The following is a 13,003-nucleotide window of genomic DNA, read 5'->3' as shown; positions in this document are numbered from 1 at the left end:
ATTTTCCATCCACACTTTGACTGTTTATATTATAATCTAGTTAACTAGACTATTATTCAGAAATAGTCATGCTTGATATTGATAAACTAGAAAAAGCTGAACATCAGATAGAACAACTGTTAATTACCCCTGAATCCAGTTGGCGAGAAGTTGCTAAAATAGCTATTGTCGTTCGACAAAAGGAATTATTTAAACAGTCTGGACAAACATCTTTTACCGCATGGGTTCACCATATTGCCAAGAAATGTGATCGTCAACCCTCCTTAATTTGGAGATATATTAAAGCGGGGAAATACTATCTTTACACTGTAGGAAGTAAGGAAATTGAGGAAATTGATCATGCGGTAGCATCCCCCGAAGCTCTGGAAAATTTAGAGAAAGTAGAACGAAATGCACCAGCTCCTGTCTATGAGAAACTCAAACAACAAGTTTTAGAAGGTAATATCACTGTTAAAGAAACAAGGGCGATTGAACAACAGTACAGACCTCTCAATGCTAAAACTAATAGGGGAAGACCGACAAAAGGAAACGAAGGCAAATATGAACATTTAGGATTAATCGGCGAAAAAACCATTGATAATGAGACAAAGCAAATATCAACACAACAAATAGCCCCTAGTATCGTTCGCTCTTTAAAAATAAATCTAGTTGACTGGACTAAAAAATGTAGTCAAATGCGTTATCCCCCAAAACATTATCAAGACCATACAGAAGTAAGAATAAACTTTGAGGGGAAAAGATTAAGGATAGATTTTATGACGGTAATCCGATGGAGTTATAAGCGTCCGAAAGATGTTTTTATTGTTGAAATAAAGTCTAGTCAGCAAGATTTTATTTCAGATCATAAATGGCATAAATATCTTAATTTCTGTCACTACTTCTGTTTTGCCATTCCATCTCAGAATCTGAGTTTGATCAAAATGATAGAAGAAACAACAAATAGCGAAGTGGGCATATTACTGATTGATTTGATGGCAGAAGTTAATGAACACCTCAGCTATCCTGTCGAAATATATCGTTATCCAAAAAAACTAACCCCATCATCAGTCAGTTTCATTTATGAGACTTTATATGAAAGAGTATTGAATTGGTCTGGCTCTGATGAACAAGATATTTGCATAAACGACGAAAATGACACTGATAGTTAATTAGAACCAATTATTGTGTAAACAATGGACAAATTAATTACTAATATAGCTAGTCTCGGAGTATCTGGGTTAATTCTCTTATTTCTAATGTTCTTTTCTGGTTATACGGGAGCGGCGGCGATTACTACTGCTTTAGCTACTTTAGGTGGTCCACTAGGAATGTTAGGAGGTATAGGAGTATTGTTGCTATTAACAAAAATATCTGAAGGAATAGCAGAATATGGGTTTGAGAATATAGCAAAGGGAGTGGTGACAGAAATGAGGAATAAAGGGAAAACAAAATTAGAGATAGTTTTGGAAATTGAGCAGTTCCCTCTTATTTCTGTGGAGTTAAAACAAAAGTTAATCAAATTTGCCAAAGAATATTTCTAAATTCTGCATAAATCAGAAAAATGACACTGATATATAAGTAAGAACTTAAAAGATAATTTATGACTGGATAAATTCCTGATACCTTCATTTATAACGAAGATAAATTCGAGTTAGTCTATCTAAAAGGTGGAGACTTAATTATTCCCCAAGATTATGGCATGAATCCTCAAATGCTCCATACCGCTTGTTATCGAGGTTTTTATTCTACTTACGAAATTAAAGACAATCAATTATTATTACAAGAAATGGTAGTGGGGGAAATAAAAGGACAATATCCTGAGATTAATGGAGTAGAACCTAAACAACAAGATTATGGAGTTTATTATGAAAACCTTCGTTTACTTACTGATTTTACGGGAGTAATCAGGATTGCTAAAGAACTAATTGATACTCTCTATATTCACATGGGTTATCAAAAGGGAACAGCATATAACACATTATTAGAATTAAAATTTCAACATGGAAATTTAATTGATATTAGAGACTTATCAAAACAAAATACAAGAAAAAGAGGAGCGTTTAAGAAAAGTATAGAAAAGACTTCTCCTTTAAATATTATTGATAATAGTTTTGACCTCACTTTTGATGACTTGCTTGAAGAAAATTAATAGAAATTATTATTTTTTTTCTCACCAATAGAACTGTAAATATTTACAGCCTTCTCCCTTTCCTAGTACTGATAAATTAAATTGTCTGATGAAGCTAGATAAAATTAACTTTCAGACAGTTCAGATAATTGTTATTCTAATTGGTGGCGTATTGGTCGCTTCTCCATTTATTGCCAGAATCATAGAGCGATCGCATTATCAAGTATTAGGGACAGAGATAGTGAGTTATATTGATGGGATTAGGGAGAAAGGGGGAAACTGTACGGTAATAGAGAGGAGGAAATTAGTTCTGATTGTGGGGATAGAATGATCTTACCAAACCATATCAGGACTGGTTATTATGATGGTCAATGCCGTACTTTTGAATATGAATAAAAAATATTTAATTATAATTATCACTTTTTTTATATCTTTCATTCCTAATTTTATTGTTTTAGCCAATAATCAAAATCAGGAAATTATACAAGAAGTATATAAAAATAGAAAGAAAATTAATTTATGTCCAGATGCCCTTGTTTGGGATTATGCACAAACAGTATCAGAAGTTATTAAATTCAATCAACAGGAATATATTGTTATTTTTTATTGTTTTTTAGCTGCCTATCAGACTAATTTTTCTTTTGTTAAGTATGTCAAAACCAATTCAGGTAATCAAATAGAGCTCTTAAAATTAGACGGGTTTCAAGAAAATGAATTAGGTAAATTAGAAAGAACTAATGTTGATAATTTCGCCGGATTCATTTATCGTGACGAGAAAAACCCCTCGATTCTTAAAATCCATACTATTTCTGGATGTGCAAAAAATATAGGAGCATTAGCTACCTATAAAATCAATGGTTCAAATTTTACATTATTAGAATATCGAGCAAAAACTGATTGTACCGATGTTTTCGTTGAACCTGAAAATTATCCTCTTATTTATCGAGCGAAATAAATTCCTAAGAAAAAAACTTTTAATCTTCTAACAATAAATTAATCTTTTCCAATAGTTTCTCTACCTTCTCCCACTTCTTCGGTTCTGTTTCCCATAATTTCTTTTTCTTCATCTGTTTTACCGTTATATCTATTTTTATCGAAGGGGTATCTTTTGTTTCTCTTTTATTTAATTCTTTTATCCTTGCCTTTATCTGTCTGACCGATAAATTAAGCTCGATTGCATCTTTCAATAACTTTTCCCGTTGTTGTTCATCTTTTATTTTACTAAGTGCGATCGCTTTTGTATAAGCTATTTTCCCTTGTCTGAGAACCGATAAAATATCTGATGGTAATTTCAGTAAAGGTAATCTCGTTTCCACAAAAGACTTAGCCGTAATTCCTACCGTTTGAAAGACCGTCTCCACTATTTCTGAGTTAGGTGAAACGTTTCGCTTAAATTCTTCCTTCCCTTCATTTCTTAAACGATAAAGCAAAGAGATTACTTCTTGCACATCTTGATTTAATTTTCCTGAAAGTAACTTTAAAATAGCTTCTGTTTCTTCAATGGGATTAAGATTTTCTCGTTGTAAATTCTCTAAAATGGCGATTTCTAGGGCTTCATCATCAGTCAAATTAAGAATAATTACAGGTACTTCCGTTAAAGATAAAAGTTGAACTGCTCGATAACGTCTTCCTCCTGCCACCACTTCATATTTACCTTCGCCAGCGGGACGCACTAATAAAGGTTCTAAGATACCATGAACTTTGATACTTTCTGCTAATTGAGAGATACTTTCCGAATCAAAATATTGCCGGGGTTGATATTCGGGTAATATTAATACATCAATTGCCATAGTCTTAGGTCTTTGAGAAGATTGTAAATCTTGATTATCCCCCCCAAATAAAGCATCGATACGATTATTTAAACTGGTTTTTAACGGTGTTTTCTTACTAGCCATTGATAATTAAGATAGGTGATAAGTTTATTAAAAAGCGAGAAAAAGATAAGTGTTTAACAGTTCAAACCATTAGGCGAAACGTTTCACCTAAGATAACCAATATTAATTGAGTTAGAAGTAAAATCTTCGATAGTGATAAAAATTCAAAACCTTTCCGAATCAAATATTCTCATATATCATTCATTTATTCAGTTGTAGTAAATGTTTAGCAATATCATTAAAAACTTTCACTGCTGGATGTTTGGGTTTATATAAAGCTAAAGGTAATCTTTCCTCAGTGCTATCTGGAAAAACAGTGGAGTCAGGAATAGGTGTAAATACAGTACCTAATTTAGTCAATTCTTCTTTCATTTGCTCATAAGTCCGAAGATGTTGAGAACGTCTTTTATCAAATTTCATCGGTACAAAACCAGCAAAATCTAAATCAGGATTAACATGACGACGAATACGAGCTACCGTATCCAATAATAACCCAGTACCAAAATAACTTTTAAATTCAGTTTCAATCGGAACTAATAAATGAGTCGCCGCCGTTAAAGCTAAAATCGATAAAATACCCAAACTAGGAGGGCAATCAATCAGAATAAAATCGTAATTAGGCAATATAGGGAAAAGAACTTGTTTTAAACGTTGCTCTCGATTTAAAGCTGATACTAATTCCATTTCCGCTAAACTAAGATTAATGTTTGTTGGAGCTAAATCCAAACCATGTATCTTATTTTTAATGTTTAGGTGAAACGTTTCGACTAGAGCATCATAAACAGTAATATCTAACTCATGGGGTTCAATACCCATAAAAGTAGTAAGAGAGGCTTGAGGATCTAAATCCAATAGTAAAACCTTCTTTTTTTTCTTGGCAAGGGCATAACCCAAATTCATGGTAAGAGTAGATTTGCCTACCCCCCCCGCTTGATTAAATAAAGCAATTACATTAGTTTTCATTTTTATCTCTATTAAAATCCATAATTAATATCAGCACCGAAAATATTATCATCATTGAGATTTAACTCAACTTCACGATGTTCATCATTGCCATTCGTGTAAGGTACAAGATAAAGATTTTTTTTACTCCTAGTAAAAGCAACATAGGTAAGATTCTCTTCCTGTTGGGTTTCTTTAGAAGTTAATTCTCGGTTAGTCGGAATATAAGGTAAAAGATTATCACCTAAGATGACTACATGATCAGATTCTGTTCCTTTTGCCCGATGAATACTACCGAATTTGATTACTCCCTCTGAAATAATAACCGAGTTTAATACATTCTCTAAATCATTGATAGTAGATGGTTCAATATAACGCCAAGTGGACATTAAACATTTGCAATAATCGGCTTTGCTACTATCCATCTGTTCTGAATAATATTCAACATAACCATTGAGAATTTGATTAATTTTACTAAAATCTGTAAAACGACTAGGTAATATTTGACGAGCTAGTTTCACTAATTCTCCAGCCAAATCTTTACCCAACAAAGAAACCTTAATTTTATCCCCAAAAGCACACTGACAAAGTACATCAAAGAAAATATAATTGAGTCGAGAAATTAATAAGATTTCTGTTCCTGTCTGATAACAACCTTTGACTAAATCTCGAACTTCTGTAATGGTTAACTGTTTAATTAGTCCATCTTCTTGTTTAAAGGCTTCTATCTGGGGATTATATTCTTTGGCTAATTTCAGATGATTAGGCGGACATCGATAACATAAAGATAAAGGATATTTATTACAATTAAAATACTTTTTAATTAAACTCATACAATCTGGTTTTGCACCGTTAAACAAATAAATACTTTGTTTTGAGTCTCCGACAAAGATATAGGTACTGCTTGATTTTCCCAATACTTTAATTAGTCTTGCCTGATTTAAGTTTAAATCTTGAGATTCATCAACAATAATCCAATCATATTTAGTAATGGGGAATAATCCCATTGTTAGAGGTAGCCACAGTTGGTCGCTAAAGTCGATCGTACTTTCATTGAGGTAACTATTGATGCCGTACTCAAGAGCTTTATTGATAGCTTCAACGGCGATGGTTTGATGTAATTCTTTCTTTTTGAGATAATCTGATATTTCAAGAGGATATTCCGCCATCAGATTCTGTAAGTCCTCGATGGACAAGAAATGTTTTGAATATTCTTTACGACAGGTATTGACTACTTGGACAAAATCATTAAATTCATCGAAAACATAAGGATAATCAGACTTTCTTCGAGCTTTTAATCTCTCAAAACCAATTACCCCGTTCTTTTTTCCTTTATATTCTGCATTTACTAACCCTTTCAACTTTAATTCGAATAAATAAGAAGGAGAAAAATAATCGATTACTTGTTCACATATTGAATAATATTTATTGGTATTTATTTTGATTTGTCGAGGGTAACTATGTCGCACTAAAATACCGTGTCCGATCGCATTTAGGGTTTTAGAGACAAATTTAGTTCCTTTTATTTTCTGGGATAGTGTTACTTCGATGTGTTTATTAAAAGCACAGACTAATCCATTGCCATTATTTCGAGACACTAATCCTTTTTTTTTCAAGAGTTTAACAATTTCTATAATCGTAGTAGTTTTACCACTACCTGCTACTGCTTCAATCAGCATATTATGACTCGGGGCGATCGACTCAAATATTTTTTGTTGATAATTACTCCATTTCATTTGTTATCATGATAGTTGCATTTTAGGTTGATAGCAAGTCAAGAAAGAACAAATTTCATCTTGATTTTTGCTATCTTATTTTATTTATTATATCATTTATTTTCTGGTTTATTCTCTTATTAAATCTTCGCAATTTTTAGAGTAATAGTGACAATTTTTATTAATATATTTATTTATTTTAATAAATAATTAAACTTTTTATTTTCATACTATTAATTTTGCTTAACGCTTCAAAATGAGTAACATTAAAATAAATAGAAATAACTCCTATTTTTTTGAGAATATTTGAATGTTAGCATCCTATTCTCCAGAAAATCTGAGAGTTGATGATAAAGTATAAATAATTGTGAGTGATTTATTTATCATTATTTTTGTCGATATTCAATTACTTTAGAAAGAGGTACTTTAATCCATTTTGTCATTCCTGATTCTTTACCAATTAGATAGCTTTTTTCTTGTCTTAAATTGACTAAAATTTGGCTTTTTGCATATTCCACCGGTACAATCGCATATAATCCCTCATATTTATCTCCACCGTCAAATCTGGGTTTTGGATTAATAGAAGATTGAGATAGATTAGTATTTTGGTGTTGATGAGATAGAGAAGAATTTTTGGTCGTTTTTGGTTTACTGTCTGACTTCAATGAGGGAGATTGAGGGGCTAAAGGCTCACTTTTTAGTTCTGATCCCTGAGTGGGTTTGTCTTGAAGAATATCAGAAGGACTAGATGGTTCATAAAATGAGTTAGAGGAAAGAATTGAATCACTATCCTCAATATTTACGGTAGTTGATAACTGAGTATGAGGATTAGGGATGATTTCTGACTTATTGTTATTTAACTCATTCTTGAGCAGTTCGGATTTTTCGGTTTTAATTTCTCTGTTTGAATAATTGTCAACATTGTCAATATTTATGGGGATAACTGACTTAACTTTATTATTTTCAGTATTTTGAGGCTGATTTTGATTGTCAACAAATTCGTCAACATTGTCAACATTAAAGGTTAAAGAATGATAGTTTGAATTGTGAGTTATAAGTTCTGAGTTTGGAGGTGATGGTTGGTAAGCATAACTATATGGTTCAGGTTTATTAGATGTTAAATTCTGAGTTACTCGCTTCTGTTCGCCTTTCTTTAAATTATGTAGGCTTTCAGTTTCTGAGTTCGAGAAGCACCATTCCATTGCCTTGCCGACTCCCCTAATTACTCCGAATCCTAAATCAATTAAGTTTTGAAAATGATGACGAATCTCCACCGTAGTTAATTTCCGAAAATAACGATCGCCCTGTTTTAAATCCCGTGCTTTTAACCAACCTTTACGCTGAGATAACATAATGATACGAGAATAAATTGGGGATAAATTCTTTTCATCGCTACCTTCATGACGAAGATAAATAGCTTTTATTTCAGAGATATAACGTTTAGCTAATTCCACTCCCATCGCTACAAACTCAGGGTCAATATAGGTAATTTCATTATTCTCATCATCTATGTGATAAAAGGCTTTATGGAGAGATTGAAGTAAAAGAGCTATTTCTCCGGCCACTCGTTTAAATTTTGCGTAAACAGTTCTCATAGCTTGATTTGGCTCGTTAATCTTATTATCTTCCATCTCATTGAAGAAATCCTCATAAATATTTACCCCTAATGGACATAAATGATATTGATAAGCAGGTAAACGTTCTAAATTCTCGTATAAGCTACATAACATTGGATAAATATCAATATTCAACTCATTATCAGGGAATTTACACTTTTTCATCGGTAAATAAGAGTAACAAAATCTTGCCCAGTATCCCGATTCATCCTGACAAGTTCCCATTTGCTGACGCAAAATATCAGGGGTAATTGCTCCTAAAATCGAATAAGTAGAACGACTATTATGGAAGCGATCTCCCCCTTTACGATTAACCTTCCAACCAGTGCCATCACGTCCTGAGAGTATTTTTTCTTGGTCTGCCCCTCGTCCGCCACGATAAGCATTATTCTGTTTAATTAAACCTGATAATTCATCATAATACATAAGAAATCCCTTATGGGGTTGCTCATTGATAATTTGAGCTAAACATTCAGAAGTTACATCGGAAACATAATATTCAATGGCGTTAGGTTTGGGAGGTTTATTATCAATGGATTTATCAGCTTTTATAGCTTCATACTCAGCTAATTGATGCTGATAAACATTTTCGGCTTTTCCTTGCATATATTGGGTAAGAGGATCAGTAAAAATTTTGATGGTAGGGGATTTAGCACAACCACTTTCACCGACAACCGCCGAGTAAAAAATAGGACGGGCATAAAATTTACTACTTTTGACCAGAGTTAATTTCGTATCTGGATTAATGATAGAAGCCACAACAGGTAATAATGCAGTTAATTGGCTAAGACTATTTGAACCAAGAATTTCTGCTATATGATTTAAAGGTTTAACCATTTCTATCGGTAAATAATCCCCTAAATCCAGATGAGTTGATTCTAGTGTCAACAACTGTTTAATTTCCTGTTTGACAATAGGGCGATCATTCTCTTTTTCAATATCTGCAATTAAATCTTGGTATAATTTTCGGATTTCATTAACAGAACGTCCAGTGGACTTTGATAATTGGAAGAATAAGACGGTGATGGTGGACTTAGAAGGAGCTATATCGATAATTTCATGTAGTTTAGCGATTAATTCAGCTTCATTCATTTGTTGACACTGTTGATGATTGTTGATGGAGGTGCTGACAGATTTGTTGACAGAGGAATTACCTACCCCAACTGAGTTTGAGGATAATGTGTTGACATTGTTGACAGATAAAGATTGATTAAATAAATCTGTATTCAGTTCTGAGTTCAAATTTCTGTAGTTTTCAATGGAACTGTAAATAGTCTTGACAATTTGGTTATCAGAAAGGCGATAACTGTGTTTTAATTCATCAATCCAGTCCTCAATATCTAAACCATTACTATGGGGTAAAGAAACGTTCCACAAGGGTGATAAAGGGAAAGCATAGAGCCATTGGGCATGAGGGAAATCTTGATAAATTCTCTCCGTATGTTCTACCCCCGGTTTATCCCTGTCTGGACAAAGCACTATTGAGGGGACGGCTGATCGCTCTCTACTCCCTTCTAACAAGTCTTGAGTATGAGAAGAACGCCATTTTTTCGAGCCACCGATATTAGTAGTAGCTGGAATACCTAACTCCCATAATTTATCGGCACAACTTTCGCCTTCCACAATGAAGATGGTTTTATTTTCGGATATTGCCTTTTGAATCTCGTGGTAACGGTATATGGGGATATGTTGACGTTTTTCTTCTTTCAGTTGATTAAATAATTCCCATTGGGCTTGGGTACATTTGCCCTTGTCATAATCTTTTTGGGATAATTTCACCCAGTATCCCTCCGTTCTGAATTTGGCTAAGTCTGGGTGTTCTAACCAGTATTCCTGCCAGATAATTTTTTGAGGATCTATCCTTACCACTCTGACTAATTTATTTCCTGTGGGATCTAAATATTCCCATGTCCTTGTGTTCGATTGTTTGGGTTGTTTTTCAGGTAAATCATGAATGGGGGCATAATAAAAATGACCATCTCGATCTGTTTTATTGGTTTGATACCAACCATCAGCCGGGGGATTATCACGATTACAGACGGAAAGGTTACCGATGGAATAACACCAGTCTGGTTTACCGCAGTGGGGACAGGGATTTTGTTTCGTTACTTCTTTAATCGGTTTCATAAATTTTTAAGTAAAGATTTAAGTTAAAGATTATTACTTATTACTTGATTACAAATACTTTTAAGTTCTGATGTCTAACTTATGACTTCGAGAAGAATTCTTATTTTTACGGATAAATAAGAGAATTTCAGAAATAGATTTATCTCGGTCAATCATGTATCTAACGAATTTAACGAGACAAGGAGGAACACGAATAGAGTTAGTTCTCCACAAATCGGTAAGCTCGTCTTTTTCTGCCCATTGATAAAACCAGGTAAACCAGTGAGGATAATCTTCGGGACAATCTAATTTTCGAGCCTGTCTTTCTTGTAAATCAACTCCACTAATTGCTGGATAAGCCTTTCCGTTCTTAAATTCAATGACTGGGGCGAGGTGTCCACTGGGGGGAATTTTTTGTTTTCCTCTCGGTATTATTCTGGGACTATCGATAAAATGAAATTTTTGTGACATAATGAAGAAGTTACCTGATTAATAAAATAAAAGGTAAAAAATAATTTTTTTTTGCTTTTTTCTTCGCCGCTTTTAGTGGCTTTTTTTATCAATATGTTAAAATACATTATATATGCACTTATCATTTTTATCAATTACTAAAGGTAATAAATTTTATTTAGATTCAATGAATTATGAAGACTCATGAATGTTTAGATATAGTGTTAACTGAATATAAAGATTTTTTTTGTGCGAGAGATCTTGCAAGAATTTCAGGAGTACCAGAAGTAACCTTGAGTTTATTTAGAAATGGGGAGAAAAATACAGGAGTGAAAATATTTGATAAAATCAGAGAGGGGCTAAAAAAACTATCACCTGAAGCCTATCAGCGTTTTATAGAATTATTAGCAGAGGCTGAACTAGAACCGCCAAAACCAGACTTAGTAAAACTTATCGCCGAAGCTCCATTTTCTGTTCAGGCGGAAGTATTGAAAACCATTGCTTCTAATGGTGTGTTTACTTTATTATCGGAATTGGCTCAAGAAAAAAGATTAATTCATTGAAGTCTTTATTTATTTCAATGTCTTTGTTATATTTTTATGTACTAAAAAGTAATAATATTGTTAACAAAGAAATATTTAATGCTTAATCAGGATATTTTAGGAACAAAAGAATTATTTGCAGAGTCAACACAGGTAGTTGTAAAAGAGGAAAAAGTCAAGATGAAATCGATTAGTAATGAAGAACAAGAAAAGGATAAAAGTCATCCAATTTTGATTATTGGATCAAATAATGTGGTTGGGAAAAATGTCTTTCTTATTAATACAGGTTCTGACCAAGAGACGATACAAGAGGCTTTGCAAATCTTTCCTCCTGAAATTTTGGATAAATTCATGTTTGGTTTAGGGACGGAGATACAGAAAAAAAGTAGTGAAATTAATTAATACTTTCTCGTTATAAAAAAATATCTTTTTCGTAAGAAAAAAGGCTTGATTAAAAACCTAAATTTTCTACGGCATTACGTCTAATCTCATCATCACGGCGATCATAACTAGCAGTAGTTATAGGAGAGGCATGACCGGCTAATTTTTGCACGGTGACAATGTCCACTCCTGCCGACAATAAATCACCGCAGAAAGTACGTCTTAAATCATGGGGACAGCAAGATTTAAGATTCGCCATTTTTGCTCGTTTTTGAAGCATACGCCAGATAGAATCAGAGTGCATTTTTCCCATTTTCAGATGTCCACCCCGATGAATACGACAGAATAGATAACCATCTTCATAACCTCGTAACTGTAGCCATTGTTTAACAAATTCCAAAGCCGATGAAGGAATATAAACATGACGAGTTTTATGTCCTTTTCCCTGACGAATAATTAATTTACCAGTATCTAACTCTAAATCTCGTAATTCCAAATTAATTAATTCCCCTCGTCGTAAACCACCACCGCGCAAAATACCGATAATTGCCCGATCACGAATATCAGTAGGACTATTGCCATCACAAGTAGCAATGATTTGCCCAATCTCCTTTTTACTTAATGCCCGTCCTTTTGGCTCTGCTGTACCAACAACTTTTTTAAAATCAACAGTTTTTTGATAAACCTCAAACTCCATCAATCCCAGTTTCTGAGTTTCTCCTAATACCCTTTTAAAGGCTGTCAACATCGAATTAATCGTAGTCGGATGATATTTATCTATTAATGCCGAACGTAAAGCCATAGTATGATGATAACGTATTTTACTCCAATCAATAGTTATACAATCACATTGTCCTTGAGAGAGAATTTTCGCTACAGTATCAAGACAATAACGAATGCTACGATAAGAATTATTCCTTAAACCAGAAAGATAAACTGCCGCCGGATGGAGAGTGAGGGGAATAGGAGCTGATAATTGTAGAGACTCAGGATTATTGGTTTGTGAGAGCATAATTTGACTCGTTCAGATAATAGTTATCACGTTCCATCTTACCCTTTTTTCTTACGAAAGTTTATTGCCAATTTTGTTCCTGTTCATCAATAAACAAAATCAGAGAACTATCTGAGTCTTCAGGGTCTATTTTTATCTCTGTCTTTATTTCAACTGGACAATACCTTCCCCAAACAAAACAAGTTATTAAACTTAATATTCTTAATTGCATAAATGAAGGATTAGACACTGATAATTCATTAGACCATTATTTTAAAT

General features: G+C 33.3%; 12 protein-coding genes. 6 read left to right on the top strand and 6 right to left on the bottom strand.

What is annotated here, in order from left to right; genetic code table 11:
• Positions 1-68 precede the first annotated feature (68 nt).
• The 4 genes from CYAN10605_RS17375 (at position 69) to CYAN10605_RS17355 (ending at position 3,062) form a co-directional block, all read left to right on the top strand.
• Positions 69-1,148: an MmcB family DNA repair protein gene (locus CYAN10605_RS17375; RefSeq protein ID WP_015221249.1), complete on the top strand. Its 1,080-nt coding sequence runs from the start codon at positions 69-71 to the stop codon at positions 1,146-1,148.
• A gap of 24 nt (positions 1,149-1,172) precedes the next feature.
• Positions 1,173-1,520: a hypothetical protein gene (locus CYAN10605_RS17370; protein ID WP_015221248.1), complete on the top strand. Its 348-nt coding sequence runs from the start codon at positions 1,173-1,175 to the stop codon at positions 1,518-1,520.
• A 158-nt stretch (positions 1,521-1,678) separates the two neighbouring features.
• Positions 1,679-2,128 (top strand): hypothetical protein, encoded by a 450-nt coding sequence (locus CYAN10605_RS17365; RefSeq protein ID WP_041923004.1) that lies wholly within the window; start codon positions 1,679-1,681, stop codon positions 2,126-2,128.
• Between the two features lie 367 nt (positions 2,129-2,495).
• Entirely contained in the window at positions 2,496-3,062 is a 567-nt protein-coding gene (locus CYAN10605_RS17355) for a hypothetical protein (protein ID WP_041923002.1), read from the top strand.
• 19 nt (positions 3,063-3,081) lie between these two features.
• On the opposite strand, the gene CYAN10605_RS17350 is transcribed toward CYAN10605_RS17355, so the two are convergent.
• From CYAN10605_RS17350 to CYAN10605_RS17330, 5 genes are all read right to left on the bottom strand, one after another.
• Positions 3,082-4,002, bottom strand: coding sequence for a ParB/RepB/Spo0J family partition protein (locus CYAN10605_RS17350; protein ID WP_015221246.1), 921 nt, complete (start codon positions 4,000-4,002; stop codon positions 3,082-3,084).
• Between the two features lie 180 nt (positions 4,003-4,182).
• Positions 4,183-4,944: a ParA family protein gene (locus CYAN10605_RS17345; protein WP_015221245.1), complete on the bottom strand. Its 762-nt coding sequence runs from the start codon at positions 4,942-4,944 to the stop codon at positions 4,183-4,185.
• Between the two features lie 11 nt (positions 4,945-4,955).
• Entirely contained in the window at positions 4,956-6,659 is a 1,704-nt protein-coding gene (locus CYAN10605_RS17340; RefSeq protein WP_015221244.1) for a UvrD-helicase domain-containing protein, read from the bottom strand.
• A 365-nt stretch (positions 6,660-7,024) separates the two neighbouring features.
• Positions 7,025-10,381, bottom strand: coding sequence for a DUF3987 domain-containing protein (locus CYAN10605_RS17335; RefSeq protein WP_015221243.1), 3,357 nt, complete (start codon positions 10,379-10,381; stop codon positions 7,025-7,027).
• A gap of 60 nt (positions 10,382-10,441) precedes the next feature.
• Positions 10,442-10,831: a hypothetical protein gene (locus CYAN10605_RS17330; protein ID WP_015221242.1), complete on the bottom strand. Its 390-nt coding sequence runs from the start codon at positions 10,829-10,831 to the stop codon at positions 10,442-10,444.
• Between the two features lie 173 nt (positions 10,832-11,004).
• Between CYAN10605_RS17330 and CYAN10605_RS17325 the strand changes: the two genes are divergently transcribed.
• Both CYAN10605_RS17325 and CYAN10605_RS17320 read left to right on the top strand, forming a co-directional pair.
• Positions 11,005-11,373, top strand: a complete 369-nt coding sequence (locus tag CYAN10605_RS17325) for a hypothetical protein (protein ID WP_015221241.1) — start codon at positions 11,005-11,007, stop codon at positions 11,371-11,373.
• Between the two features lie 78 nt (positions 11,374-11,451).
• Positions 11,452-11,754 (top strand): hypothetical protein, encoded by a 303-nt coding sequence (locus tag CYAN10605_RS17320; protein WP_015221240.1) that lies wholly within the window; start codon positions 11,452-11,454, stop codon positions 11,752-11,754.
• 49 nt (positions 11,755-11,803) lie between these two features.
• Here the strand turns inward: CYAN10605_RS17320 and CYAN10605_RS17315 are convergent, their stop codons facing one another.
• Entirely contained in the window at positions 11,804-12,745 is a 942-nt protein-coding gene (locus CYAN10605_RS17315) for a tyrosine-type recombinase/integrase (RefSeq protein ID WP_015221239.1), read from the bottom strand.
• Positions 12,746-13,003: the final 258 nt, after the last annotated feature.

This window comes from Cyanobacterium aponinum PCC 10605 (genome assembly GCF_000317675.1).
Lineage (GTDB): Bacteria > Cyanobacteriota > Cyanobacteriia > Cyanobacteriales > Cyanobacteriaceae > PCC-10605.
Note: the sequence above shows the minus strand (reverse complement) of the source record. Positions and strands in the feature narration are given on the sequence as shown.

Coding starts and splice junctions, on each gene's coding strand:
- CYAN10605_RS17320 (WP_015221240.1), top strand. CDS start 11,452: ATGCTTAATCAGGATATTTTAGGAACAAAAGAATTATTTGCAGAGTCA.
- CYAN10605_RS17345 (WP_015221245.1), bottom strand. CDS start 4,944: ATGAAAACTAATGTAATTGCTTTATTTAATCAAGCGGGGGGGGTAGGC.
- CYAN10605_RS17335 (WP_015221243.1), bottom strand. CDS start 10,381: ATGAAACCGATTAAAGAAGTAACGAAACAAAATCCCTGTCCCCACTGC.
- CYAN10605_RS17365 (WP_041923004.1), top strand. CDS start 1,679: ATGAATCCTCAAATGCTCCATACCGCTTGTTATCGAGGTTTTTATTCT.
- CYAN10605_RS17355 (WP_041923002.1), top strand. CDS start 2,496: ATGAATAAAAAATATTTAATTATAATTATCACTTTTTTTATATCTTTC.
- CYAN10605_RS17325 (WP_015221241.1), top strand. CDS start 11,005: ATGAAGACTCATGAATGTTTAGATATAGTGTTAACTGAATATAAAGAT.
- CYAN10605_RS17370 (WP_015221248.1), top strand. CDS start 1,173: ATGGACAAATTAATTACTAATATAGCTAGTCTCGGAGTATCTGGGTTA.
- CYAN10605_RS17315 (WP_015221239.1), bottom strand. CDS start 12,745: ATGCTCTCACAAACCAATAATCCTGAGTCTCTACAATTATCAGCTCCT.
- CYAN10605_RS17340 (WP_015221244.1), bottom strand. CDS start 6,659: ATGAAATGGAGTAATTATCAACAAAAAATATTTGAGTCGATCGCCCCG.
- CYAN10605_RS17350 (WP_015221246.1), bottom strand. CDS start 4,002: ATGGCTAGTAAGAAAACACCGTTAAAAACCAGTTTAAATAATCGTATC.
- CYAN10605_RS17375 (WP_015221249.1), top strand. CDS start 69: ATGCTTGATATTGATAAACTAGAAAAAGCTGAACATCAGATAGAACAA.
- CYAN10605_RS17330 (WP_015221242.1), bottom strand. CDS start 10,831: ATGTCACAAAAATTTCATTTTATCGATAGTCCCAGAATAATACCGAGA.